General features: G+C 57.8%; 30 protein-coding genes and 3 pseudogenes. 26 read left to right on the forward strand and 7 right to left on the reverse strand.

The annotated features are described in order from the left end of the window. Position 1: 1 nt before the first annotated feature. From ACIQUB_RS30655 to ACIQUB_RS30670, 4 genes are all read right to left on the reverse strand, one after another. Positions 2–3,205 (reverse strand): maltotransferase domain-containing protein, encoded by a 3,204-nt coding sequence (locus tag ACIQUB_RS30655; protein ID WP_402935541.1) that lies wholly within the window; start codon positions 3,203–3,205, stop codon positions 2–4. 550 nt (positions 3,206–3,755) lie between these two features. Next, a complete protein-coding gene (locus ACIQUB_RS30660) occupies positions 3,756–3,965 on the reverse strand; it encodes a hypothetical protein (protein ID WP_402935544.1) in 210 nt (69 codons plus the stop codon). Positions 3,966–3,992: 27 nt separating this feature from the next. After that, a complete protein-coding gene (locus tag ACIQUB_RS30665; RefSeq protein WP_402935620.1) occupies positions 3,993–4,214 on the reverse strand; it encodes a DUF2934 domain-containing protein in 222 nt (73 codons plus the stop codon). 607 nt (positions 4,215–4,821) lie between these two features. Further along, a protein-coding gene (locus tag ACIQUB_RS30670; RefSeq protein WP_283193646.1) for an IS5 family transposase occupies positions 4,822–5,585 on the reverse strand; the annotation gives its coding sequence in 2 pieces (ribosomal slippage) (positions 4,822–5,270 and positions 5,270–5,585; 765 coding nt in all). A 218-nt stretch (positions 5,586–5,803) separates the two neighbouring features. Between ACIQUB_RS30670 and ACIQUB_RS30675 the strand changes: the two are divergent. Continuing rightward, positions 5,804–5,980, forward strand: a pseudogene (locus tag ACIQUB_RS30675) (low affinity iron permease family protein); the annotation flags it as partial. A gap of 179 nt (positions 5,981–6,159) precedes the next feature. On the opposite strand, the gene ACIQUB_RS30680 reads toward ACIQUB_RS30675, so the two are convergent. Further along, positions 6,160–6,684: a GNAT family N-acetyltransferase gene (locus ACIQUB_RS30680; protein WP_402935549.1), complete on the reverse strand. Its 525-nt coding sequence runs from the start codon at positions 6,682–6,684 to the stop codon at positions 6,160–6,162. Between the two features lie 687 nt (positions 6,685–7,371). Here ACIQUB_RS30680 and ACIQUB_RS30685 point away from each other — a divergent pair. From ACIQUB_RS30685 to ACIQUB_RS30735, 11 genes are all read left to right on the forward strand, one after another. Next, on the forward strand, positions 7,372–8,271 hold the full coding sequence (locus ACIQUB_RS30685; RefSeq protein ID WP_402935551.1) for a PhnA-like protein: 900 nt from the start codon (positions 7,372–7,374) through the stop codon (positions 8,269–8,271). Positions 8,272–8,325: 54 nt separating this feature from the next. Beyond that, positions 8,326–8,823 (forward strand): DUF3597 domain-containing protein, encoded by a 498-nt coding sequence (locus ACIQUB_RS30690; RefSeq protein WP_402935554.1) that lies wholly within the window; start codon positions 8,326–8,328, stop codon positions 8,821–8,823. Between the two features lie 102 nt (positions 8,824–8,925). Further along, a complete protein-coding gene (locus ACIQUB_RS30695; RefSeq protein WP_402935557.1) occupies positions 8,926–9,471 on the forward strand; it encodes a YidB family protein in 546 nt (181 codons plus the stop codon). Between the two features lie 556 nt (positions 9,472–10,027). Continuing rightward, positions 10,028–10,309 (forward strand): hypothetical protein, encoded by a 282-nt coding sequence (locus ACIQUB_RS30700; RefSeq protein ID WP_402935560.1) that lies wholly within the window; start codon positions 10,028–10,030, stop codon positions 10,307–10,309. Positions 10,310–10,626: 317 nt separating this feature from the next. Further along, entirely contained in the window at positions 10,627–10,761 is a 135-nt protein-coding gene (locus ACIQUB_RS30705) for a hypothetical protein (protein ID WP_402935563.1), read from the forward strand. 3 nt (positions 10,762–10,764) lie between these two features. Continuing rightward, positions 10,765–10,995 carry a DUF6894 family protein gene (locus tag ACIQUB_RS30710; RefSeq protein ID WP_113237832.1) on the forward strand — a complete coding sequence of 77 codons (231 nt, stop codon included), beginning with the start codon at positions 10,765–10,767 and terminating at the stop codon, positions 10,993–10,995. Positions 10,996–11,074: 79 nt separating this feature from the next. After that, positions 11,075–11,497 (forward strand): hypothetical protein, encoded by a 423-nt coding sequence (locus ACIQUB_RS30715; protein ID WP_402935566.1) that lies wholly within the window; start codon positions 11,075–11,077, stop codon positions 11,495–11,497. Between the two features lie 147 nt (positions 11,498–11,644). Beyond that, positions 11,645–11,815, forward strand: coding sequence for a hypothetical protein (locus ACIQUB_RS30720; RefSeq protein ID WP_402935569.1), 171 nt, complete (start codon positions 11,645–11,647; stop codon positions 11,813–11,815). A gap of 56 nt (positions 11,816–11,871) precedes the next feature. After that, entirely contained in the window at positions 11,872–12,078 is a 207-nt protein-coding gene (locus ACIQUB_RS30725) for a multiprotein-bridging factor 1 family protein (protein WP_402935572.1), read from the forward strand. Positions 12,079–12,134: 56 nt separating this feature from the next. Continuing rightward, on the forward strand, positions 12,135–12,695 hold the full coding sequence (locus tag ACIQUB_RS30730; RefSeq protein WP_402935575.1) for a DUF4142 domain-containing protein: 561 nt from the start codon (positions 12,135–12,137) through the stop codon (positions 12,693–12,695). Between the two features lie 96 nt (positions 12,696–12,791). Then, complete coding sequence (locus ACIQUB_RS30735) at positions 12,792–13,175, forward strand: response regulator (RefSeq protein ID WP_402935578.1); 384 nt, start codon at positions 12,792–12,794, stop codon at positions 13,173–13,175. A 335-nt stretch (positions 13,176–13,510) separates the two neighbouring features. Here the strand turns inward: ACIQUB_RS30735 and ACIQUB_RS30740 are convergent, their stop codons facing one another. After that, entirely contained in the window at positions 13,511–13,867 is a 357-nt protein-coding gene (locus ACIQUB_RS30740; protein ID WP_113237828.1) for a VOC family protein, read from the reverse strand. Between the two features lie 1,091 nt (positions 13,868–14,958). Here ACIQUB_RS30740 and ACIQUB_RS30745 point away from each other — a divergent pair. The 6 genes and pseudogenes from ACIQUB_RS30745 to ACIQUB_RS30770 all read left to right on the forward strand — a co-directional run. Further along, a pseudogene (locus ACIQUB_RS30745) lies at positions 14,959–15,105 on the forward strand (DUF2934 domain-containing protein); the annotation flags it as partial. A 78-nt stretch (positions 15,106–15,183) separates the two neighbouring features. Further along, positions 15,184–15,402 carry a hypothetical protein gene (locus ACIQUB_RS30750; RefSeq protein WP_402935582.1) on the forward strand — a complete coding sequence of 73 codons (219 nt, stop codon included), beginning with the start codon at positions 15,184–15,186 and terminating at the stop codon, positions 15,400–15,402. Between the two features lie 431 nt (positions 15,403–15,833). Further along, positions 15,834–16,346 (forward strand): RrF2 family transcriptional regulator, encoded by a 513-nt coding sequence (locus tag ACIQUB_RS30755; protein ID WP_402935584.1) that lies wholly within the window; start codon positions 15,834–15,836, stop codon positions 16,344–16,346. 11 nt (positions 16,347–16,357) lie between these two features. After that, complete coding sequence (locus ACIQUB_RS30760) at positions 16,358–17,110, forward strand: SDR family oxidoreductase (protein WP_402935587.1); 753 nt, start codon at positions 16,358–16,360, stop codon at positions 17,108–17,110. Between the two features lie 13 nt (positions 17,111–17,123). After that, positions 17,124–17,561 carry a cupin domain-containing protein gene (locus ACIQUB_RS30765; RefSeq protein WP_402935590.1) on the forward strand — a complete coding sequence of 146 codons (438 nt, stop codon included), beginning with the start codon at positions 17,124–17,126 and terminating at the stop codon, positions 17,559–17,561. 94 nt (positions 17,562–17,655) lie between these two features. Continuing rightward, positions 17,656–18,102, forward strand: coding sequence for a carboxymuconolactone decarboxylase family protein (locus ACIQUB_RS30770; RefSeq protein WP_402935593.1), 447 nt, complete (start codon positions 17,656–17,658; stop codon positions 18,100–18,102). A 68-nt stretch (positions 18,103–18,170) separates the two neighbouring features. Here ACIQUB_RS30770 and ACIQUB_RS30775 read toward each other — a convergent pair. Next, positions 18,171–19,093 (reverse strand): annotated as a pseudogene (locus tag ACIQUB_RS30775) (SDR family NAD(P)-dependent oxidoreductase). A gap of 62 nt (positions 19,094–19,155) precedes the next feature. Here ACIQUB_RS30775 and ACIQUB_RS30780 point away from each other — a divergent pair. From ACIQUB_RS30780 to ACIQUB_RS30815, 8 genes are all read left to right on the forward strand, one after another. Next, positions 19,156–20,103 (forward strand): LysR family transcriptional regulator, encoded by a 948-nt coding sequence (locus tag ACIQUB_RS30780; RefSeq protein WP_402935596.1) that lies wholly within the window; start codon positions 19,156–19,158, stop codon positions 20,101–20,103. A 1,158-nt stretch (positions 20,104–21,261) separates the two neighbouring features. Further along, positions 21,262–21,477: a hypothetical protein gene (locus ACIQUB_RS30785; RefSeq protein ID WP_402935599.1), complete on the forward strand. Its 216-nt coding sequence runs from the start codon at positions 21,262–21,264 to the stop codon at positions 21,475–21,477. A gap of 15 nt (positions 21,478–21,492) precedes the next feature. Beyond that, positions 21,493–21,768 carry a hypothetical protein gene (locus ACIQUB_RS30790; RefSeq protein WP_402935602.1) on the forward strand — a complete coding sequence of 92 codons (276 nt, stop codon included), beginning with the start codon at positions 21,493–21,495 and terminating at the stop codon, positions 21,766–21,768. A gap of 140 nt (positions 21,769–21,908) precedes the next feature. Then, positions 21,909–22,160 carry a hypothetical protein gene (locus ACIQUB_RS30795; protein ID WP_402935605.1) on the forward strand — a complete coding sequence of 84 codons (252 nt, stop codon included), beginning with the start codon at positions 21,909–21,911 and terminating at the stop codon, positions 22,158–22,160. Between the two features lie 322 nt (positions 22,161–22,482). Continuing rightward, positions 22,483–22,791, forward strand: coding sequence for a hypothetical protein (locus tag ACIQUB_RS30800; protein WP_402935608.1), 309 nt, complete (start codon positions 22,483–22,485; stop codon positions 22,789–22,791). A gap of 177 nt (positions 22,792–22,968) precedes the next feature. Continuing rightward, entirely contained in the window at positions 22,969–23,169 is a 201-nt protein-coding gene (locus ACIQUB_RS30805) for a hypothetical protein (protein ID WP_402935611.1), read from the forward strand. Between the two features lie 13 nt (positions 23,170–23,182). After that, complete coding sequence (locus ACIQUB_RS30810; RefSeq protein WP_402935614.1) at positions 23,183–23,800, forward strand: hypothetical protein; 618 nt, start codon at positions 23,183–23,185, stop codon at positions 23,798–23,800. Positions 23,801–24,085: 285 nt separating this feature from the next. Further along, positions 24,086–24,277: a hypothetical protein gene (locus ACIQUB_RS30815; protein WP_402935617.1), complete on the forward strand. Its 192-nt coding sequence runs from the start codon at positions 24,086–24,088 to the stop codon at positions 24,275–24,277. Positions 24,278–24,971: the final 694 nt, after the last annotated feature.

Here is a 24,971-nt window from a genome sequence, read left to right on the forward strand (position 1 = left end):
ATCAAATTTCTCCTGTCCTGACGCGCCAGATGGCGAATGGCAAATATGATGGATCGAGCCTCAGCGTCTGCCACTTCCCCGTTAGCGAAAAACGGCTGCCGCTGACCAAGTCGTCCACCTCGATCGTTCCGTCGTCGTCCTGACCGGACTTCCATAAGGGGATTTCGACAGTGCTTTCTTCTACCGCGTGTGGATTGAGGCAGATTGCGATGAGCAGAACGTTATGGCGGCCGGGCGCCGCCTTTTCGAAGAACATCACATTCGGATTTGATGAGTTGAGAAGAGTGAGGCCAAGATGAGAATGAAGAGCAGGATTCTCCCGGCGGATCCGGTTCAACGTCGTTATTTCTGATTTAATGTTGCCGGGGCGGTCATAGTCCCACGTGCGGATCTCATACTTCTCGCTGTCAGCGTATTCCTTGCGTTTGGCGTCTGGGCGCCCCTCGCAAAGCTCAAATCCATTGTAAACGCCCCAAAGCCCCGAAAGGGTAGCAGCGAGGCTGGCCCGAATGACAAACGCTGGCCGAGGCGCGTTTTGGAGAAAGTCTGGGTTGATGTCGTGCGTATTGACGAAGAAATGAGGCCGAAAGAATTCCTTAGCCTCGGTCTGGGTGATCTCGCTCATATACTGTTCGAGCTCCCACCTGGTGTTGCGCCACGTGAAATACGTGTACGACTGAGAAAAGCCCACCTTAGCTAGCCGATACATCACTTTCGGTCTCGTAAACGCTTCGGATAAAAACACGACCTCAGGATGTCGCGCGCGGATGTCTCCGATCAGCCATTCCCAGAAGGGGAACGGCTTGGTATGCGGATTGTCGACACGGAAAAGCTTAACGCCCTCGTTGACCCAAAGCTGAACGACATCTCGCAGCTCTTCCCAAAGCGCAGGTACTGCGTCTTGCGCGTAGAAGTCGACGTTGACGATGTCCTCGTATTTTTTCGGCGGGTTTTCGGCAAAGCGGATCGTCCCGTTTGGCCGCCATTCGAACCAGCCGGGATGCTCTATCAGCCAAGGGTGGTCCGGAGATGCTTGAATTGCAAGATCCAACGCCAGTTCCAGACCCTCCTCTCTTGTCGCCGCGATCAACCGCCGAAAGGATTCAAACCCGCCAAGTTGAGGATGGATGGCATCATGGCCGCCATCGGACGAGCCGATCGCGTAAGGGCTTCCCGGGTCATTGGGCGTCGACGTAAGGCTGTTGTTTCGACCTTTCCTGTTGGTGCTACCGATTGGATGGATCGGAGGAAAATAAAGGACGTCGAATCCCATCTCTCGAATTGCCGGCAAACGACCGATGACGTCGTCGAAAGTCCCGTGCCGTTCCACCTCTCCGCTCTGCGATCGCGGAAACACCTGGTACCAGCTAGCAAATGATGCCTCGACGCGCTCAGCATCGACGAAATAGGGCGGTGATCGAACTCGAAAGGGTCGCTGATCTGCGTCAGACATCAGATCCGACACATGAGAGGATAACAGCAGTCTCGTCTTCGCCGTCGGGTCAGCTTTCGCCAGACTGTCTGCAATCTCGATAAGCTTGGCGTGTAGTGTGGCGTTTGCCTCACCCGCCGTTGAAGCGACAGCCTTGCCGACCAGCGCCTCTCCTTCCATCAGTTCCAACGTTAGATCGAGGCCTGCTTCAGCTTTCTTGGAAAGCTCGTACCGGTAGATGGCGAATGGATTTTTCCAGGCCTCAACGCAAAATTCAAACCGGCCGAGCCGATCGGGACGAAATGCTCCAACCCAGCGATCGTTATTATCGAGTTGCAGCGGCGATTCGTGCCAAACATCATCGCCTACACCGCGGTGCAGCAGGGACGCTGCAAGGTGATCGTGGCCGTCGGAAAAAATGTCGGCTTGGACGCAGACCAGATCGCCCACGACCCGCTTTACCGGAAAACGTCCCCCGTCGACTTGAGGCTCGATGTTCTCTATCGCGATCCGCTGCGATTGCGCGGTGGCCTTTTCCGGTGAGGTCAAGATCTCAAGGGCGATCGCGGGACGCGCAGCCGCAGGCAGCTTCCCCACCTCGCCAGGCAAAAGGCGGCCAAGTGTAGCTTTCAGATCAGGAAAAAATGGCGGCGCCGCCGTCGATATGATGTCCTGTGGGTACGGCGAAGGATTGCGAAGATCTCTGTTAATCGCGAGGAACGTGACCTCGCTTGCGATACGCAGATCGGGAGCGTCCGAGAAGGTGATGACGCTGACCCGGTCGGAGGTCTGACAGTCATACGGCGAGACGGTTTTGCGCGATGCCATCCCGCCGTTGACCTCTCGGACCGCTGCAGAAATATCGAACTCACCGCTTGATGCCATCATACGCAAGTCTTGGCCCGAACCCCTCGTGGAATCTTGCGGTAAGACGGCCCCGTATTCAAACCCCATAGGGATCAGGATACCATCGCTAAATTCCGCGGAGAGCCTGAGCGAGCGAAGACATTTCCGCTGGCGTATCTCACGGCTCTCGGTCCCATGTGCGAGCCGTCTTGCAAACGGCGCTTCCGGAAAAGCAACTTGCTGACCCAACTGTCTTTGCAAGCGGTGTTCTTCAAGAAGCCAACCATCGCGCATGTTCCACCAAGCAAGTGAGGAAAACGTTCCGTCGAAGCCGAGGCCTTGTAACTTTTTGCGAAAGGCGAAATCGGTGCCAGGCGTATAAACCAGCCGCAACGGCTGGTTTCTGGCTGCTATTGGACTAGCAACGAGCTTCAGATCTGCCTCGCTCAACTCGTCAAGACCCAAGTAACGAAACCCAGAGATGCCGGCTGCAGACAACCGCGAAACGACGCCTAGAAGGCGGTCTAAATCGCCCCTTTGAACATTATGTCGCCAAGGAGCGGATGGTGAGCGTCTGGGATCGAGCGAGCCGGAGCAATCGCCCCCGGCTGATCCCTCACCGGAAAATGCGACATCCATCATAAGAGAGATGCCCCGCAAGCGCGCGGCATCGCATAAAAACGCGGCGCATTCTTCAATTCCGCCGGAAAGTTTCAATGCGGGATCGACAAAGCCGTAATCTGACGACGCAAAAATGCTTCCTTCCGGATCCTGCCTTCGGAAGAAAGGAGCCGTCAGAACTGTGTCAAAGTTCAGGGAAGCGGCATGATCGAACACGGCAAGCCAGCTCATCGCATGGGGCAGGTCCAGCGGATTAACGTAGTAAATACGAGGTCCTGGGCTGTCCGCGCGTCTCGGAGTTGTCATCGATGTTGTCTCCAAAGCGGGCGCCGCTCGCGCCATTTCTCTTAGACTGAGCTTTAGAAACTTGCGGGCGGTACGGTTGTTCCTCAACATGCAGCGCGGGTATCGCGGGCATACATTTGGCTGGAAGGAAGCCAGCATTCTATAATCAAAATGATATCGGATGATCCGCGCAAAGCGCGCTTGTGCCCGCCTTGTAAGCGGCGTAAGCCTAGGTTCTCGGCGACGAGTTGCGAGATGAGCGCGGGTTTCACCCATTTTGAGCCTTCAATGCAGAGCGCTAAAGCAGCTTATAAAGAGCGTACAAATGAAAGCTCATCAGACGTGAGTGTCGGGAACAAAAGCACCGTCCTCACGCAGTTTTTTTGTTCTAGCTGGCGCGGTCGCGTACGTTCCCGTTCCAGCTTGGCAAAGGGCCTCCCGCTCTTTGAGCGTCCTTCTCCGCTGCAGTCTTCTTGGCTCGGTGCGAAGCTTTTTGCACGTCATGAACTTGCCGGATTTCGGTTTGGCCGCGTCGTGCGACACAAGTGCGAGGACGTGTACGTCGCGATCTTCAAGCGCTTCCCTCATCGAGTTCGCGCTCGTCCTCGATAACAGACAGCCGGGCGTTTGCCGCATCGAGTACAGCCGTAAGGAACTCGACGCGCGTCCAACCGACGAGATGGGCCTCTTCGACGAGGAGCTGGATCGCATAGTCGACCGTCTGATCGAGCTCGACTTTGCGTTCCACCGTGTTCAGGCTAGTGGTTGGAGGATCTATCATCGTGACTTGTGAGTTGGCCGCGCAGGATCACTTGTTTTCGGAAGCGAGTTCGCCGGGCTTGAAGCTTCCTGGTTGGTTCGAAGGGACCGCGTCGGACGATGTCTCGCTTCCGTCCGGCGGGACGACGCCCCGATGTCCCGACGGCCGATTTTGGTCGACGGCTGAATTTGAACGGTGAGCTTCTTCCGCTTCGCGCCAATGGCGTTCGTGCTGCCCTTCGGGACGACCGTCTTCCTCCCACCGATTTATGCCGCCTTACGGATTTCCTCGTCCATGATCGTCTCCTTGGTTAGAGCTGGCGTGCCTGATCTTTAGCCTTTTGAGACGCCAGTGCTCGGGCATTCGGGTTTGGCGTCGTGCCTTTGGCGCTCATGCGACGGCCTCAGCTTTCTGATCTTTGGTCTCGACATCCGCCATCATTGCGCTTTTCTCGTAAACGCACGAACGGCCTGATTGATACGGTACGCTACCGGACGGTGCGGCGTACCGTTGTTGCCACACGTGGCGATAGGTTCGTCCTTTAAGCCTTGCAGCGGAGTGCGGAGTGCTGGCCAGCGGCGACTTTCGCACGATCCCGCGCGCCGCCTCTCGATGTTCGAAGTGTTCACCCTTATCGGAAAGTCGCAGGTGTGTAGCACGCGTGCGCAACACGGGCGCCAGATCAACAGATTCTATGAAGGGGCCGCTTAACAAGGAGTACGCAACGGATGAATTTCTGGTATCGCCGGGAACTTCGGTTTGTCGCACAGGTTTGCAGGCCGACGACCATGCTACCCGTCGTTCAGCCGCCTCCCTCCCATGCGGCGATAGAAAGCCCTCCCGGTAGCCTGGGAGGGCTTTCTTTTAGGGCGTAGACTCATAACGACCTGATCCAGATGCGGGTGGCGAGTAGTTTTACGGCTGCTAGGAAGTTTTGAGGGTCCTTGTCATATCGAGTGGCAATCCCTCTGAACTGCTTGAGCTTGTTGAAGAATCGCTCGACGAGGTTTCGCTGCCTATAGACCCATGAGCTGAACGGAAAGCTCTCCTTGCGGTTTCGCTTTGCTGGAATATTGGCCCACGCCCGTTTTGTTTTTGCCAAGGTTCGAAGGGCGTTTGTATCATAAGCCCTGTCTGCCAAAAGTATGGCACCCTTTCCGATATCCTTCAGCATTGGCTCGGCGGCCCTGCTGTCGTGCACTTGTCCTGGGGTCAGGTCGATGCCAATTGGACGGCCATCTGCATCGACAAGAGCATGGATTTTCGTCGTCAAGCCGCCGCGGGAACGTCCCATGCAGCCATCGTCTTGATCCCCCTTTTTCCCGTGGCCGCATGTTGATGAACGCGGACACAGGAACTGTCGATCATGACAATATCGCCGTCGAAGGCCCTTGAGACCTCCTCCAGAACATGGTCCCAGACACCAGCCTTTCTCCAACGGACAAAACGATTGTAGCAGGTTGTGTAGGGGCCATAGCGCTCAGGAACATCCGCCCAGGGCGAGCCGGTCCGAAATCGCCACAAGATGCCGTTGATTACGCGCCGGTCGTCAACTCGCGGGACGCCGCGAGGCTTGTTAGGAAGAAGCGGTTGGATAATGCTCCATTCGAAATCAGTCAGGTCGAACCGGCGACGGGTCATCTGAGGCCTCCAAATCAAAGCCTCATTGAATCAAAGCCATGCCCGCGTGTGAACCCCGTTTATGAGTGTAGGGCCTAGCCAAATGTTAGCGAGCGTCTCCAGCGAGAACCGGATCGCAGTGGAAAGTCTTATTTACGAACAACGAAGAGAGATGCGAATGCGGTGGCTTTCTTGGCTCACAGTCCTCGGAATGGCACGGGTTTGCCACGCTCGCCACATGGTGTATGACCCTGTTTATCCAGCGGGCCGAGCATCGCGACACGCAGGCGATCCATGCCAAGCTCGACGAACTCCTTCACGCGCATGGCGAGGCCCGCAACGAGATCACCAAGCTCGACGAGAAAGAACCGGAGCAGATAGAGCAGTTTCGGGACAGGCACACTTCGAACGACTAATAATTTCTGGCGTCTTGAATCAGCTCCTGGCTAAAAGTGCCTGATGTCAGGTCGTTTGTAACGTGTTATGGGCACGAACCCCCTTCCGGAACTCATCTGCGAAAGGCACTCTTTCATTGTACAACGCAGATCGTCCTACCTCATCCGAGGCGCCTGACTATCTGCTGTGACCTTGTCAACTACCGTGTGAGCTGCTTCGTCATCTCGATCATCGTTGGCTCGAAGCCTTGTGATGCGAACAATCGCTGCGCGGCGCCATTGCGATGTGCCGTCGACAAAACCACCTGGGTCGCACCCATCGCCCCAAGCGTTCTTACCGCTGCAGCGAGAAGCATGCGCCCAACGCCCTTTCGCCGCTGACCGGCGTCGACGAAGACGTCGTGTATCACGCCCGCCGGACCGCGCAAAGCCATGTAGTCGTGCCCTTCGACGCCCGCATAGGCGTATCCAACCGCAGTACCCTCCACCTCCGCCACAAGAACCATCACGTCCGACTTGCCGAGCTGGCTGCAGAGGTGGTTCGCATACATGCTGGGGGTGTAGGGGCCTGGCGAGATGAAGCGCGAGCTGTCCCAGTCGTGATGAAGCTGCATAAGATCAGCCCCAAACCGACCGAGGATGTTCATGTCTTCTTTGGTCGCGAACCGAATGCTCGCGTAGCGTTGCAAGTTCGGTTCATTGTCAATTCCACTGTGAAGCGTCACCTAAAATTACTCCTGCTATCGTCTGCAATCACAAGAACATAGAAGGCGGCGGAAGGTTGCAGCGCACCCGTGTCTGTCATTGAAGGGTCGGCTGAAGTGCCTTTCGCGGATGCCGATGATAAACGGTGGAGATAAGGCTTACGGCGCGCAATGCGACGTCCTCAGCAAAGGCGATTTGGCTTGTTGCAAGCTCTTTAGCGGTCGAAAGAACACCTGCACCAGCCGAGCGGAGCGATGTCGGTAAGGACGACGTGGATGCACGTCGCGTTTCGGGTAAGACGACCGCCTCGTTATCGTCTCCCGCTTCCAAAGGCGCAAAACCTGCACCCTCTGCAAGGTCAATAGCGAGCAGTAGAAGCGGCTCGTTGTTGACCTGCAGAATTTGCACTACATGCCGTAATCTGCACCAAAGCCATTCTATAGAACGCGACTTGCCTGCGACGTCTCGGTTGCAACGGATTACAACCGAGCGCTCGACGAAACTCCCGCATCCAAGCAGCGTTCAGCCCTGCCGGAAAAACGGCTCGGAGCTTTTAAGGGCAATGATCGCCGTTGTTTGACTACACGATCCTGGCGGTTCCAGCGGACTTTTTCTGGGCTGATTTTCAAAGGAGATCAGCACGTTGGAACAAAAGGCTTCCTCGAAGGTTTTAGTGCCACTCACAGTTCCGTGATGGAGGTAAACTCATGACCGAACCCGTTCCAACAATCGCGCATGTCCACACCCGCGACGCCAATCCCTATATCGCGCTGACCAAGGCCTCGTGGGGAGCGATTTTTGCCGGCGTCGCCGTTGCCCTCGTGGTTCAGCTGCTTCTAAACTTGCTCGGTGCTGGCATCGGCGCTGCAGTCATCGATCCTGGCACCAACGACAATCCGAGCGCCGCCACCCTCTCCGTCAGCACCGCTGTGTGGTTTGTTGTCTCCGGTCTCATTGCCTCTTTCGTCGGAGGATATGTTGCAAGCCGTCTTTGCGGCCGTCCGGTCGGCTCGACCGGCGCGCTTCACGGCCTCACCACCTGGGCCGTCACCACGCTGGTTGTCGTTTATCTCCTGACGACATCGGTCGGCGCGCTCGTCGGCGGTGTCTTTTCCGGGCTCGGCGGTATTGTTTCCGCTGCAGGTTCGAGTGTAGCGACGGCGGCGACGACCGCTGCGCCGGCGCTGGCTACTGCAAGTGATCCGATGGCGGGTATCGAGCAGAACATCCGTGATGCTTCCGGTGGCAACGACCCCGCCGCGCTCCGCGACGCCGCGGTCGCTTCCGTGCGCGCCGCCGTAACCGGCGATCAGGCGAAGGCGGAAGAAGCGCGCAACCGCGCAGCTGACGCCATCGCCAAGGCGCAAAGTATTCCGGTCGACCAGGCCAAGCAGCAGGTCGCACAATACGAACAGCAGTACAAGGACGCGGTCGCCAAGGCGAAGGAGCAGGCAACTGAAGCGGCCAAGACCGCGGCCACAGCCTTCTCGGCGGGCGCAATCCTGGCGTTCATTGCTCTCGCTGTCGGCGCTGTTGCCGCATGGGTTGGCGGTTCGGTTGGCACGACGCACGTCGGCCGCGACGACGACACGTACATCGCGCGTTGAACTTAGCCAGAACCGGGAGCCATCCGGCTCCCTGCTACGACGAAGGGACAGACAATGAGCATTTTCGACCGTATCAAGCACGCCATCTTCGGCGGGGCGCACGCCGCCTCCGTTCCGCAGCCGTCGACAGGCGGGACGACTGATACCTCACCTGCCCCGCAGGTTCGGCCCGCCTCCTCGGCGCCCGCGCCCGCCGCCACGGCGGGGAACACGTCTGCGTCCGCAAAGCAGATGGCTTCGCCCGCACCATCGCAGGAGCGCTCGCCGCAGCAGGCCGACACAACGCCGCGACCTTCGGTCGACATAGAGCCCGTCCTCGACGCTGCGGTCCGGAAGTCCGGCCAGAAGCTGGACTGGCGTCATTCGATCGTCGACCTGATGAAGGCTCTTGGAATGGACGCCAGCCTCGAAGAGCGCAAGGAACTCGCCCACGAACTCGGCTATTCCGGCGACGCCCACGACAGCGCCAAGATGAACATGTTCCTGCACAAGGCGTTGATGAAAAAGCTCGCAGAAAATGGCGGGAAGGTTCCCGCCGACCTGCTCGATTAGATTTAACGAGCGTCCGGTTCGTCAGCTTACTGGTCGGCTTGTTGTTCGGCGTGGCGACCAGATCGAGTGACAATAGTCGCCTGTTAATGAAGGAGATACAAGATGATGAGTGGACCATTGAAAGCCCTGTTGGGCGTGATCGCCGTTGCTGGCTATCAGAACCGCGACAAGATTGCGGAATTCCTCCGCGGTATCCAGAACCACCCTGATAACGGTTCGCGAGCGCCCCAGAGCGAAAGCCAGGGCCAACAGGCCGGCGGGCTCGGCGGTCTTTTTAGCGGACCCGGCGGCTTCGGCGATCTTCTCGGTGGCCTGACGACTGGCGGCATCCTTAGCGGCGGTCTGGGTGACCTCCTGAAAACCTTCCAGCAGAACGGCCACGCGGACAAAGCTGAATCGTGGATCAAACCTGGACCGAACACGGAAATCGATAGCGGCCAACTCTCCGAGGCCCTTGGCCCCGATATCCTGAACGAGCTCGCCGCCAAGACAGGGATGTCGCATGAGGAGATCGTCGATCGGCTCAGCCGCGATCTCCCGAAGGCCGTCGACGACCTCACACCCGACGGCCGAGTTCCGGATGCAGACGAAGCATCGTTAAAAGCCCCAGGTGCAACTTCCGATAATGGTTCCACGACGATGGCCTGACATCATGCCGGGCGGGAAGCATTCATTGAAACCAAGCAGGAGGCCCTCGCTCCCTGAAGGCGTCCAGGTCCATGGCGTCTTCAGCGTGGGTTGTGGATAACACAGGGGGACAGCGTGGATCGAACTCACGCTCTTCCTGTCGCCTGCCTGCTCCGCCTTTTCGCTCGGGGGGTATTTACTCAAAGAGCATGGTTTCGTTTTTGGCGGTAAAATCGAATTGCCGCGGGTGACGCTCGTCTTCGAAGTATTCAAACAGTGTGGGCGCGAGCTTTCTGGTGGCTCTCTAGAGGGTACCGACCCTCAAAAGACACTCTGCAAAAAAAGATGGCATCGGCTACGTCTTTGGCTCGGATGCCTCTGCCCCCTCGAAAATCGAGTTCTGTCTGCAGATTTAGGAGCCGGCCTGCGCTCGTTTGTGGTCAGCATCGGAAACGAGGTCGACGAGCACTCCACCTTCGTCCTGCTTTCGGAGCCGTCATGGACGCTGTAGTCCGCCGGCTTGCGATCAGTTTCTCAGCGACCACTCAGCTGGCGATGCTAAGAAACGACTTGTCTCATGAACGCGGCCTTACTCATCCTCACGCTTTTCGCGACCGACATCGGGCTTTCCGATGTAAAACGCTGGCGGCCGGGGGCGGGTTGCGGTATCGACGGCGTTCCGACGATATTGGTCGTCGATGGCATTTACGACAATAACGCACTAAGGGGCTGCCGGCTCGATATCCGCAAAGCGAAGCTCTTCGTGAAGTCACCGGCTAAGGCTGGGACGCTCGCCTTTGTGACTGCAAGGTGTTTTGCTGATCTATTGCCGTTGGTGTTGGATAAGGACAAGCTGTAGATTGTGGTCAGCGACATTGTGGGCCTGCCCCGATACCAAGGAAGAGGCCAAAGGAATCAAAGCTAAGGCCTTCAACCTCTCGCAATACACGACACCGAACCGAGGTCTGACGAGACTCGGCCGAAGACCGCGAGGCCGATTGGGAGACGACCGGGATGCTTCCGGTTGATGCCATGAACCGTGTACGGCAACCGAGCCTTTTATTTCGACGCGCCACATCGACAGACGACGACACTCCCGACAAGCACTTGACGCCTCACAGATGCGGAACTTTTCCATCGACCCGTCATTTTCTTGATACACGCTGGAGAAATCGGATGTTTGCCCTTCTTACGATCCTGACCGCCCTGATCGCAGCCATGTTCCTTGGGCTGGTCGCCTCGACCTTGCGCGAATTGCGACACGAGGCTGCCGAAGTTGACGTGAAAGCGGTTAGGGAATCTGGCGGTTAGGCGATGCCCAAACCTTCTCGCCTCCAACGTTTTCACTTCAATATCCGCAAGAACGGCAATTTGCTGATTGATCGAGATGGCGTTCTGCTTCCCGATATCGGAGACGCAATCGCGGAGGCCCTCCTCTGCGCGCAGCTGCAACGGGCCCCTTCGCAGGGCGGCGGCTCTGGCCGAAAACTCTTCGAAATCATGGACAACAACGGCAAGCTGCTGGCAACCGTGCCGATTGACTGAGAACTCAGTTCGTCTCACCGCGCTTTTCAGCGGGTGCTGCCACTCTCGCCGCTGCAACACTTCCACCATAAACCGCCCGATGTCGAACCACGATCCCGAAGAAATGCCCGCAGTGCCAGCGACCTCAATAGCGTACCTTATGGCGCGGATGTTTGTATCGGCGTGCGTAGAAACGACACCGGTCGTTGAGCTCACCTTCGGCGTCGTGTTCGTCGAACACCACCAGCTGCGCATCTTACTTCTTCCAAGGCTCGACGGTCTCCCACGCGCGAGCATCGCGATGTCCGGCTTTTGCGGGGTGATGACGACGAATGTTTTAGAAGGAGGCGCGCGACGAGTTCGGCCTATTCCAATGAACGACGAGGAGGGTGCCCTCAAGGCTGTTATCCTGAAGATTTTCGACCAGCTCGGCGGCGTTCGCTCGAGGAGGAGGCGGTGGTCTCACCCCACGCGCAAGCAGTCACGCAGACGCGAGGGACGCCTCTTGCGCAAGCTCGAATGATGATGGGGTGAATTACCGTCATTGATGGGGAGCACGCGCTTCAGGAAGCAGGACGACCGGCTGTACGCTAGTAGACACGCGGCCTCAAGTCGTTGAAACACCTTTCCAATCCTCCCATATATGAAGAAACCTAAGAGGATCAATATCATGGTAAGCAGGATCAGGAAGACCCTGACCGTGCAACAGCGCATGGCGGCCTTCGAACACACGAACAAGATTGCGGTCGACGTCGCAGTTGAAGAGCGCCGACTTCGTGAAGAGAAAAACGAGCGCCTTCGCAAGCTGCGGCTTGCGGCCGCCAACACATCTTCAGAATGAACAGATTTGCAAACGCTGAAGTAACAAGTCCACCCTTGCAGCACTCGGAGTAAAGTATGGATCACATTAATATCGAAACGTCCTTGGACGATGCCGGCAAGATGCTCAGTTCTCGTCTTCGCGAAGCTCGCATCGCGAGATCATACAGCCTTGAGGATCTCGCGATTGCCACCGGGCTGACTGAAGCGGAGATCGTGGCCATCGAGGACGGCACGTCGACCAACGCTTATCATGTCGAACGCATCGAGCACGCGCTCGGCTAGGGAACTTTCGATCTTGCTCCAGGTTATCGGGCCGTTTAGGAACCCTGGAGATAGGGATGAACCGCCGTGCAATGCTAACTGCCGTCGCCGCCGCGACCGCTCTGCCTGCCCTTCTTTCTTCCACCGCCACCTTCGCTCAGGCGTCTATGGCTCCCAGCGACGCTGAGAAAAAACACGCGGACGACACGAAGAAGGTCGGATCGCTTTCGTTGGCGACGAGCCGTGTTGCCACCGAAAAGGCTTCCGATCCGATGGTAAAGGAATTCGCCAAATGGGAAGTCGCCGAGCAGGAGACCATCGCCTACATCTTGAAGTCTATAAAGATGGAGGGCAAAGCCCAAGGCGCTCTCCAGCGGCCGTCCGACAGCGAGGTAGAGGCGATGCTCCACGAGGAAAGCAAGTCTGCGCTGGAGAAGCTGAAGGTCACCAGCGGCGCCGCGTTCGACAAAGCGTTCGTTACCGCTCAGCTCGACGGCCATAAGAAGCTGCTGGCGATCCAGGAAGACTATCTTAAAGTTGGCCAGAACCGCGAGCACCTTAGCGTCACCAAGCTGGCTCGCGGCCAGATCAAGGAACACATCGACCACCTCGATATGGTGAAGTCGAAGGTAGGTTGAAAGCCAGGTTTGGTGACCACGGATGTACTGGCACTGAACCGTCCAAGAGGTCGGAGATTGATCTCCGGCCTCTTCGGACAAGATGGAACCGCGCTTATGAGTTTTTCAAACCTAGTTGGAAGACGGGTGCTTGTCGTCGAAGATGATTACGACCAAGCCCAGGCAATGGCGTTGGCGATCGAACGGCAAGGCGGCGACATCGTTGGCCCATACCCCGACCTTGAGGGCGCCTTCATGGCCTTGCAAAGGGCGGAGCTCGATGCCGCCATTCTTGACGTGAGGCTTGCCGCCGAGGACGTGTTTCCGTTGGCGGGTCTCCTTCGTGACAGGGCCATTCCCTTCTTCTTTGTCACCGGATTCGACAGGGACGTGCTGCCAAGGCGTTTCCGCAAGGAGCAGATTATCAGGAAACCAGTGGCGCCGTTCGAAGTTTTGATAGGGGTGGCCCTGAGCCTCGCGCAACGCTCCTCCCGCCATTAAAAAGGAGCGGCAGGTGCGATCTCGGACTTGCTGTCGGCTAGCGGCGATGAACCTAGACCCATCCGCTCACGGCTGACTTTCACGACGACATCGTAGAACCGGCCGGAACTGCTGTAGCAAGGCGGGCTGATACCCATATTTGGAAACTCCGTTCACCGCCGAAGTGCACACCTAGACGACGCTGCTACCCGTCGTCCCCGCCGCCTCCTTTCAAGCGGCGAAGGAAGCCTTCCCGGTAGCGATTGGGAGACTTTTCCTCCTATAAGCGGTCGAGCTATGCGGCGGAACGGCAGCGTCTGATCATCTGCGCTGGTCGACCCAGATCAAACGGATTGTCAGGCACCTCGTCCGACGCGCACGAGGTGTTCATCGGGATCGGACACTGCAAATTCGTACATTCCCCAAGGCTGCATCTTCGGTGGATGAAGGAGCCGACCTTCCAGGCGCCGCGCCAGCTCATCAACGTCGTCGGCATAGAAGTATATGCCGAATGGGCTTTTGTGAGGGACCAGCCAGTCTTCCGCCGCCTTGGTCAGATGGATCTCGGCGCCGCCATTGTCGTGAAGCATGACGTAGTCTCCGTAGTCCACCGCTTCTGGGTGTCTGGCAAATCCCAGCAAACCGTAGAATTCTTCGCTGGCAACGAGGTCGTTGCAAGGAATGACGGCGACAACACGTCTTCGTTCGGTCATGAGATCTCCCGGGCACTGACTCTCGCCGCGCGAGCCTGACGCGTCGGGCGCCTCAACAGATCTAAGCCAGCATCCGAGAGGAATCAACGACTCCCTGCGTCCCCACGAGTCGCAAGCAATGGCGGCATCCGGCTCGCGCCGGCGACCGCCTCGCTGCCTGGCCGCCAGAAGCGCAAATCAGCCTGGCGCTTCCTCTACGCGGAATGCTCAACCCTATAATCCTGTTTACGCGCCGGTAGGGAACCGAGACGGCGATCGGATTTTTGGAGCTGGCGCCAGCGCTGCCTTGCCTCGCTTTCGCGCTTCCGATCGTGTGGACAAGCTCGTCGTAGCGCACCGTTTCGGCGGTCGAGACTTTTTGGGCCTAGGGTCAGACGCTGTGCTGAAAAGCGGCTCCTCGTACATCGAGCGGAGAGCCGGATCCACTGGCAGAGCCTCCTCCATGCCGACGACCCGCTCGTAGGGGCCTGACCACCGCTCTTCAGATAACTACATGAAGCTTGAACGCCTCACTGACCAATTTTTGTATCTAAATATTGGTCAGCTGTCGTGGATAGTGACCAGTTACGATATAGTCTGCGGTCGTAAGAGAGAGATTGGGCCGGATCGCACATCGGACACTGTCGCAGGTGTTTATGAAAAATCGTTGGTGCGGCGCTTTCGGGCGTATGGCCGCGCTCTTATTTGTTAGACATCGAAACGCCGAACGCCGTCGAGCCCTGCACAGGCGAACCAATAGGCGGCAACATCCGCCGCGAGAAGGCAGCCGAACGAGCGTGACCTGGTAGAGTTCCGGCTCGCGTCCAGCTCGCCCGTCACGTGCGATTGAACGGGAAGTTTACAGCGGGATAAATTGATCTAGGACCGTCTCAGTGGACCCGGGGAAACGCGACCCACCACCTCAGAAAGCTGTTCTATCGTCACCGGACCATCCGCCCGAAGTATCACGTCACCTTCAATATCCAGGAGCACGACCTGAAACTCTCCAGGTGAGGCTTCTGACAACGCCTGACGAAGCCTTACGACCGGAAGATCGCTCGCCCGACCGTTGAGCAGCGCAGGTTGCCCATCTGAAGGCACACAAGCGACCCATATGTTCATCTGGCGCAGCGGGCAAAGTCGTCCTTAAGGTCGTCGAGCAGCAACAGAGACCTCTTGTCGACGAGGAGACGACACGACAACGCGCGTATCAGATCTGGGAAGATGAGGGCCGTCCCGAGGGCCAGGATCTAGCCCACTGGTATAGAGCCGCTGACGCGACAGAAGTACGCTACGACTTTCGACGATACCGCCGCAACTTTGTCCCCACTGGATCCTTGGTAATCAAGTTTTATCATTCCGGCGACCAGATCCGCGGGTATGTCCGCAAAATAGCCGACACAGACGCGGATGATACGATTTTTCCCGGTGAAGAAATGGAGCCAGAGGCCGCCTTCAAGCTGGCGGCCTCTCATAGAGCCTCTAGCAATGAGCCAATCTATGTCGAGCTTGTTGAAGGTGTCGAGTGGAATTGCGAATGGGGTCGATTGGCTTAGGCAAGCAAGTCCGCAATGATAAAACGCGAAAGGCCACCGCAGACCGCACGGCCGAGATCGACGATCCCCGCTCCGCAGACAGCCCCCCGGATCTGATCGCCGCCGTAGCGACCTGGCCGAGGCGGCAGCGAAGGGAGCGTCAACGCTCACTCCTTCGGGGTCGTAGCAGCCGAACATTGTCTCGACGTCCAGCATATTGACGTGGGTAAAGCGCGGGTACGATGCCTTCCGGCGTCGCCGAAAGTTGTCGTTGGGCACTCATTCATCTCTCACAGTGTGTTCAGCTCATTGTGAGCTTATCGACGATGGCCGCGCATCGTCCGTCCGAAACTCCGTCTTCTGATCTCATACTCCGATTTTCCGCTTTGTCGGGCCTATATTGACATCGATCTTAATCATGGATAAATTATATCCATGATAGGAGCCGCAACATGAAGCTGAGCGAAGGCGTGGAACAGGCCATTCACTGCGTGGCATTCCTCGCGGGCTTGTCAGAGGATGGCGTGCTTTCGGCGGCAGCCCTGGCGCAATTGCATGGCGTGTCCACGAGCTACCTCTTGAAGCACCTGCAAGCGCTTTCCGGTGCCGGGATCGCTGCGACGACGCCCGGCCCCAAGGGCGGCTACCGACTTGCGAAAACGCCCAAGGACATCAGCCTCCTCGACATCGTCCTCGCGGTTGAAGGACCGGCGCCCGCGTTCCGGTGCGCAGAGATCCGCCAGCGGGGACCGAACCCTCTGCCGCAGCGCTACTTCACCAAGCCCTGCCAGATCAACGCCGCGATGCTGAAGGCCGAGAAGGCATATCGCGCAGAACTCGCCAAGGTATCCGTTGCGGACCTTCTGGCGGATCTCGGCGCAGACGACGACGGTGGTATCGCCGCCCGCGGATGCGCCTTCCTCGAACTCCACGAACGCAAGACGGGCAATCGCGCCTCGTCATAGGAGAAAGCACCATGACTAATTTGAAGAAGGTCGTCGTCATCGGCGGCACGGGCCTGATCGGCTCGAAGGCAGTGAAGCTGTTGCAGGACGCCGGCCACGAGGCCGTCGCCGCAAGCTCCCGCAATGGCATCAACGCCTATACGGGAGAAGGACTGGAAGCCGCGCTTACGGGCGCCGATGCCGTCATCGACGTGTCGAACATGATGTCCTTCGACAAGGCAGCCATCACCGACTTCTTCGAGACATCCAGCCGGAACTTGACGAGCGCCGAGCGGGCCGCAGGCGTGCGCCATCACGTCTTGCTCTCGATCGTCAATGCCGACCAGCTCGCAGCCAATCCTTACATGGCGGGAAAGCTGGCGCAGGAAGAGGCCGTCGTATCCTCGGGTCAAGCCTATACAATCGTCCGAGCAACGCAGTTCCACGAGTTTATCGAAACCCTGGCCGGCGCTTATGCGGCCGACGGCGTGGTGAAGGTGCCCGATACCGACTTCCAACCGATCGCTGCCAGCGACGTCGCCTCTGCTCTGGTGGAAGCCGCGCTCGGCGAACCGAAGCACGCAACGGTCGATCTTGCCGGACCCGAGCGCGCAGCGTTCGAATCCTTTATCCGAGCGTATCTCGCTGCGAAGGGCGACGGCAATCCGGTGATCGCAGACGCCGCAGTCGACTACTTCGGTGCATCTGTCGCAAAAGACTCACTGGTTCCTGGCGGGCAGTACATCAAGGGCCGGATCACCATCGCTGAGTGGCTGAAGGCTTGAGAGGAGCGCGATCATGAAGACCATTCTCTACGCGGCCGCAACACTCACGGCGTCCCTTGCCACCGCGTCCGCTCACGACGTGACAAGGCCCGAACTCGTACACGACACGAAAGATGCGAAGGTGACACTCGTCTACGAGCATCCCTTGCCCGACGTTGCCGGCAAGAGCGTCAAGGGCGTCCTCGTCGAATACGGGCCAGGCGGCTACAGCTCCGCCCATACGCATGCAAAGTCCGCGCTGATCTATGCCACGGTCCTAGAAGGCGCGATCCAGAGTGCCGTGAACGGTGGCGAGACGAAAACCTTTACCGCCGGTCAGAACTTCACCGAGCTGCCGGGAGACCATCACGACGTCAGCGCCAATGCCAGCAAGACCGAACCGGCGAAGCTACTCGCCGTCTTCGTCGTCGATACCGATGACACCGTCCTGACGACGCCGCGCAAGCCGTAAAGCGTCCTACGAGACATATCCGCTAAAACACAGATCATCCGACGACGGCTTCTCCGGCGAACGGAAAGCCGTGTCCTTACGAAAGGAAAACGACATGTCCCGCATGAACTGGTCCGAAGTCGCCCCCGAGGGCGCCAAGGCGCTCTTCGCTGTCCACCACTATGTCACGGCCAAGACGAACCTGCCGGCAGAGCTGATCCACCTCGTCTTTTTGCGGGTGTCTCAGATGAACGGCTGCGCCCATTGCATCGACTTGCACAGCCGCGATCTACGCAAGACAATGTCCGTCGACAAGATCACGCTGGTTCCGGTGTGGGACGAGGTGCCTCACCTGTTCGGCGACCAGGAACGCGCCGCTCTTGCCTGGGCCGAGGAAGTAACGAACGTTAGCCAGACCCATGCGTCTGACAAGGCCTATGCCGCTGCCGCTGCCGCTTTCGACCCGAAGGACCTCGTCGATCTGACGATCACGATCGCCGCGATGAACGCCTTCAACCGACTTGGAGCGCCGTTCCGTCTTCCGGTGGCGGCAAAGGCTTAATCAGGCTCGCAACACTCGTGAAGGAGGCAGCCTGCCGGCCCCCGCAAAGGTCCGGCAGGATACGCCAACTAAAGCGGCGATGAGATCATCCGCGTCCCCATTTCCCAAAGACGGAAAGCGTTCTGCGGATCCACCGCGTACCTTGCCACGCCCTTGAATGGCCCGGCTCCGCGCTTGTCGACGACAGGAGCTTCCTGGCAATCGTCGAAATATCTGCCGGAAACTCCCCCCACAAGCGGCGAGCCCGCGAGTAGCACCGACGTGGATGCTCCCTGCTCTATCGTCTTGCGGAGATGCTCGGGCGTTCGAAGGCCGCCAGTGTACTTTTGAAGCCCGGTTGCGATTGCTCCGGGGTTGAGAGCGTTCGACGTGATGCCATCGCTGGCCCAATTATTGGTTATCCCCAAGGACATCAAAATGCAGGCCGTCTTCGATTGCCCATAGGCAAGTAGCGGATCGTAGGGAATGAAACGGAAGTCTGGATCATCCCAGAACACCGGCGCAAACAAGTTGCCGGTCGAGGCGACGGAAACGATGCGGGCGCCGTTCGCGCTGGCCAGATACTGGCGCAGGCCGAGCGCGAGCGCGAAATGCCCCAGATAGTTCGTGGCGAACTGCATCTCCTGCCCCTGCCACTCCTTTGAAGCTCCGGAATGGCCATAACGCCAGCGTTGTTGATGAGGACGTGCAGGGGATCGTCCCAGCTTTCTGTGAACTCCCTGATGGAAGAAAGATCGGCGAGGTCAAGGCGACGAACGCTCAGCCGAGCGGCGGGCATGGCTTGCCTCATCTTCGCGACAGCTCTCTCGGCGTCGTGCGGACGGCGGGCCGCGATCGTCACGGCCGCGCCTGCGGCAGCGAGAGCGCGGCTTGTTTCAAATCCGATGCCCGCGGCGCCTCCCGTCACAATGACATTTTGTCCGGAAAGGTCGACGCCTTCCAAGACCTCGGCGGCAGTGGACGAGAACCCAAATGGGATGGATGAAGCCATGGTCTTACTCCTTCGAACATTCGGCTTGCCCGGAAGATAAGCGCGTGGCATTCGTGAACTAGATGGCTGACGCTTTGCGCAATGATGAGATAATTCGAACAGTGAGCTCGCTTCCGCCCGGCGAACTTGCGGCCTTTCTTGCCGTGTGCGAGCACGGCGGATTTCGGGCCGCGTCCCGAATGCTCGGCCAGACGCCGTCGGCAGTGAGCCACGCGGTCGCCGGACTAGAGAGAAGACTGAAGGTAAAGCTTTTCCATCGTTCGACCCGCAACGTATCGCTGACGGATCCGGGGCGAAGACTTGCGGAGCGACTGATGCCTGCGCTTGGCGAAATTGGCCTCGCGGTCGAGGAGTTGCATGAGCAGGCGACCTCACTGTCGGCGCTCGTGCGGATCAACTGCGAGGCCAATGCCGCCGAGCAGGTCCTCATGCCACTTCTGACCCGCTTCATGAAGCTTCAGCCCACCATGCGTTTCGAAATCCGCTCCGAGGGGAGACTGGTCGATATCGCCGAAGGAGGATACGACTGCGGCATTAGGGCTGGCGAACTTGTCCCCGACGAGATGGTTGCGATCGCGATCGGTCCCGACCAGCAGCACATCGTCGTGGCATCGCCCGCCTATCTCGACGAAGCGCCCGCCATCAAGACACCGTCCGATCTTTCGCTTCACCAGTGCGTTCAGCTTCGCATGGCAGGCGGGTCGATCTATCGCTGGGAGTTCCGGCGCCGCGGCGAGGACGTCGTCATCACAACGCCCGGCAATCTCGTGGTCGACCAGTCCAGACTTCTACTGGCAGCGGCACTGGATGGTATCGGTCTTGCTTACGTGACACGGTGGATGGCGGCCGATGCTCTCGTCGACGGTAAACTGCGGCAGGTGCTGGAGGAATGGACGCCCCCCTACCCCGGCCTTTGCCTTTACTACCCTCGACACCGCCATCTCGGTTCGGGCATGCGCAGCTTTGTCGATTTTCTAAGAGCCGAAGGATCGTCTCGGCCGGCGCTTTGACAGCGAGCAAGCGCCACCATTCTCACCGGCATGAAAGCTGCCCCGCGCGCAAGGCCTTGGAACCTAAAGCGCTGAGATGAGTTCTTCCCCGCCGAGATAGTCTCCAAACAGCACTTCCTCGGCACGTGGAGGGCCTTGAGGTCCCTGTAACTCTCTCGGCTCTCCACATCAGTTGACAAACCTCGTCTCCTTTGACGCAAGGAGCGATCTACGCGAACTTCAGCACATCAACGGCGGCACCGAACAGTGAGCACCGACGAACAATTTCTTGGGTTATTGTACCAAGGGATCGGCTTGCTAACAGGTTGTCAATCCTCTTCTCAGCCGCAGTTCTTTCTTCAGCGACTAGCTGTCTCCTTCGGAATGATCAGCCAAATCCTCCGCTGCGCGCCAATCGGGCAGCGGTTCGCTTGGCAATGATCCAGGACCAAAATGGAGGTCAGCAACCACGCCATCAACAGAGCGTATGGTAGCCACCTGAACGTTTTCTTGCGCCGCGAAGCGGCCACCGCTCCTTCTCAGGATGCTCCCATTTCAGTGGGCAAATTCTGCTAAAGAAAGGGTTTGCCAGCATGTGGAGACCGGGACACCGCACTGACCGGTGTGACTAAAAAGGAAGCTTGTTGCCGTCCGTGTGAGGAGCTCCGGGCATCCCCGTCAAATATGCGAACCGCGACCAAGCGTCGGCGTTTTCGATCTTCCGAACAGTCCGCTCGAGCTCTCTCATACGGCTATCTGTGTGACCCGCGTCTTCCGCAACCGATTTGAGAGTCCTGGTCAGTCTCTCCTTCTCATCGAGCTCCCGCGCAGCGCGCTTCCCGGAGCTGGACATTAAGTCCTCGCGCGCGCAGCATAGATCCACTCGATGATGGCATCCTGAGTGTTTGTGACAGCCTCTTCCGGAAGAGCGCATGTGTTTCGTCGTTTCGGAAGTCGTCACTTCCCCACCAGGCGCGCCATCTATTTTCTAAGCAAGTATATTGAGTTCGGTATGTCAACTCATCCCGCAGCCAGACTTTGGGTGCAGGACAATGGGGTTTCCGATCCTACTCAGACGCAGATAATTTCTATGCCCGATCGCTATCAACCCCTCTACCTATAGCTCCACACGAAGCATACGGACTTGCCAAAAGATAAAGCCGGGAGCAGACTTCATTGATGACCGATATCGATGCAAAATCTGCGCTTCTCAAGCTGCTGAAAGATATAAAGCTCAAGCCAGGGGTGTCACTTAGTCTCTATGAGATCGGCCCGCCGCTCGTCGACCAAGGAATAAGTCAGGACGCCATCGTAACCGCGCTGTACGCTTTCAAGAACGAGGGTATGATTGATCTGCCAGGTGGTAATCGACTGGTGCTGCTGAAAGACCTGTAATTTTCTGGACCGCAGATGGTGAACCGGGACGAGGAAATAGAAAAAGAGCTCGGCCGCAAAAAGTTGATGATGCGGTTACCGGCGTTGCGAGACCAACTTCGAAACGCTTCCGGCGAACAGATTGGAGCGCTCTTTATGGCGTACGAGAGGGCCGTCGCTCATCAAGATAGGATTCGTTCTCAAAAACACGCTCCCGCGCAGTGGACTGCTTACTATGAAGAGGTTTTGAGGGAGATCGAAGACGGCGTTGTGAGCTATCTGGCTGGGCAACGATGGCAGGATTTCAGTTAGGTTGCGGAACGGGGCGCCTTCATGAACGTTATACGGGATGTTGTGCGGTGGCTCATTTCCGAGCCATCTCTTGCACCGCAGCCGGAGGTGGGACTTCTAAGGGTTTGCCCCGCCCCGAACAATGAGCGAGGGCCGCAGGTATGCAGAAGCAGAAATACACGGTCAGCACGTCCGTGACAGTTGTTGCCGAGACGCCCCAAGCAGCTGCACAACAAGCATCGGAGCTGTTCTCGAAGTCTCCGCCAGAACGGTTCGACGTTATGGATGAAAGTGGATCGACATTCCACGTTGCCAATGACCATCCGCAAAGGTCGATCGACACGATCGAGAGCGAGGTCGTTCAGTATCCGGAGTTCATGGAGAATGACGCGCCCCCCGGCGCCGGCGGCTGAATTGATCGGCAACAGAGCTATCAGCCGGAGGTAGCCTTTCCGATCGTTGTAGCTGAAATGCTCGTCCGCGTGCAGACGAGACCCCTTGCGGACGTGTTTCCTAACCATCTCCCACGCCTCGTTGGAATCCTCGCTCCGGATGACGCGCGTCAGGGTCTGCTCGCGCCCGCGGCCGAGCGGGTCTCCTCTCGGAGCGTTAGGATCGCGCATCTTCATCAGCAGCACCCAGGCCGTCTTGTCTTGGCACGCCGGATCTCCCAGCAGTTTGCATGCGAGCAGCGGACGCAGGTCGGCTTCGGCGATCTCGACGAGGCGCTTCCGGATGATGCTGGAAGGCGAGATCCACATCGATGGCAAGTACGCGGGCGGCCATATCAAGCCGGAGAACCGTAAGGTCGATCGGCGCTGTGCCGAGAACCAGAACTTCAAGCGCCTGACGACGATCTCGGCCGCGTACCAGTCAAAGTATCGGCCAGTATCCGCAGAGGTTTCTCGACGTCGGCCTCGACAATGCCTTGTGGAGCATTCCCCAGAGCAGCAGGCCGTTGTCGACACGGCGATTATCCTCACGCCAGGCGCAGGGCAACCACCCTCCAGAACTCATTTAGGAAGATGGACTAAGTCCGGCTGAATAGCCTTTAGGGCGGCGAAGGAACTCTTGGTCGATTGGCCGGCGAATTGAGATGTGGTTCCAACCGTCTTATCTTGATATTAGCTGGAATGAGCGAGGTTCCATGGATTTGATCCATCTGCGCCATTGAAATGGCTGTTGAATTAATCTAAAGAAAGTTTGGTTAGGATGAGCGGTATGAGCTACAGGGTTGCCCATCTTGATTTGCAAAAACGCGCTCTTGAAAAGCAAGAGAGCCGCGATCTTGATCAAGCGCGCCTCGATAATGGTTCGGTAAGCCCCTCTCAGTTGCGCCGCGAGAACTCGGCGTTTGCTGCACTTCCCCTTCACCGTTACAAGATGGTTGCTATCGGCGGTAAAGCTTTGGCTCACTCCTAAGAGAGAGCCGGACATGATTGCCCACGGTGGCGAAGATGCCGAGCCGCATCTCACAGCAGAAGAAGTTCAAACTCTTCTAGGATTTGTTCAGCGATTCAATCCGGTCATAGTTGGCGGGCAAGCTGTTAACATCTGGGCCCAACTTTATCATGGCATGGATGAGGAGCTCGACGGCCTCGGCGAGCTAACGAGCAAGGATCTCGATTTCTATCATAACCGGGAAGCCGAGCGCGCGCTTGCAGACAGCCAAGAAAACGGCCTTCTGGAGATACCCTCCGGTGACAACCACACCCCGAATGCGGCTGTCGTAACGGGCAAGCTTGGAAAGCGCGACATAGTGGTGGACTTCCTTGCCCAGATCAAAGGGGTCGAGGACAAGTCCCTCCTCGAAAATTCAATCACCTTTGCTGATGCTGAAAATCCGGAAGCCATTTCCATCACATTGATGCACCCCCTGGACTGCGTCAGGAGCCGTCTGAGCAACATCAATATGCTGGGTCGCCGCAACGATCACTCGTTGCGGCAGGCTGTTGCGAGCTTGTTGATCCTAGAATGCTACATTGAAGATCAACTATCAGATTTGGAAAATAAGTCGTCGGTCAAACGAGCTCTTTGCCCTTCGGGAACTTGAGTTCATTATCCGTGACTTGCATATTGGTAAGACAACGGAACGCGAGTTCGGCGATCAACTTAGGCCCGTCTCAATCCTTCAGAAATACCGTGAAGACGAACGTCTTGATGCACGAGTGCGTGAGCATCAACTCCAAGGCATTCTGGAAAGGTTGGAAGCCAAGCAAAACGTTGCCGATCGGCGTCGTAAACGCATGATAGACGTGTCTGACGACCAAGATTCTGACCCAGAGCAATCAGCACCTGGCTGGCGTTAAATAGTTGATGGTTCCGCAGGACATTCAAAGTGTCGGAGTCCAGAACCATGTGGGCCTTATTAAATAGCCACTTCCCAGAAATGCCGATGACCATCGGCCATCCCGGCGCGCCGAATTCTATTCGCCTTGGCGAGCTGGTCCAGTACTTGGGAAAAGCGATTGCCGATCTTCCCCATACGGGGATCGTCCTCTTCCAATCCGATTTCACCGGCAAACGCTGAGGCGCACTCCGCCGTTGTGATCGGCCGCCCAGCCTGCCGGAGCGTGCGAAGGGTGAAGCTCCGACGGTCGAAGTCCTTGAAGAGCGCAGAGATTCCGTCGGCACCTTCGCCGCCTCGGCGCCGGACAACACCGAGGGATGCGGCAGCGGCATAGCCTGGCTCATACGTCTGGATGACGACATCGAAGGCAGCTCTCTGCTGTTCGAGCGTTGAGAGCCGCTTCCGCAGATCATCGATCTCAGCGCCGATCTCGGCACGCTTCCGCTTCTACTCTTCCGCAACATCGACCCATACGCAACCACTCCTTTAGGATCGCGTCGATCCTAAGTGTTCATCGGCGGAGAGTCGGGTGGCAGTTGCTACCTAATCCCGCATTTTCGCGTCGAGCAACACGAGCGAAACCCCTCCCATTGCAACGAAGAAGATAGTCCAGAAACCGTATTGCTTTGACAGCCCCTTTAGTCGGGCCGAATGGTGACGCAACTGCGTTGCCGGCCTTTGTTTCGGATGCCGTTTGGTCGCGTTGGCGAGCGAGCACCTAAACGTCCTGCATTATCGGCTTGTCGAAGCTCGATTTATTCATATCGCTGACTTCGGATTGCATAGCGGCAATCAAGGTGAGATTCGTATTGCCTCATCGAAGAATGCTCCCGAACGGATAGCATATTGCCTCACCAGAATGCTCCCTATGCCC

This window comes from Rhizobium sp. NPDC090275, assembly GCF_044772225.1.
In the GTDB taxonomy this organism is placed as follows: domain Bacteria; phylum Pseudomonadota; class Alphaproteobacteria; order Rhizobiales; family Rhizobiaceae; genus Rhizobium.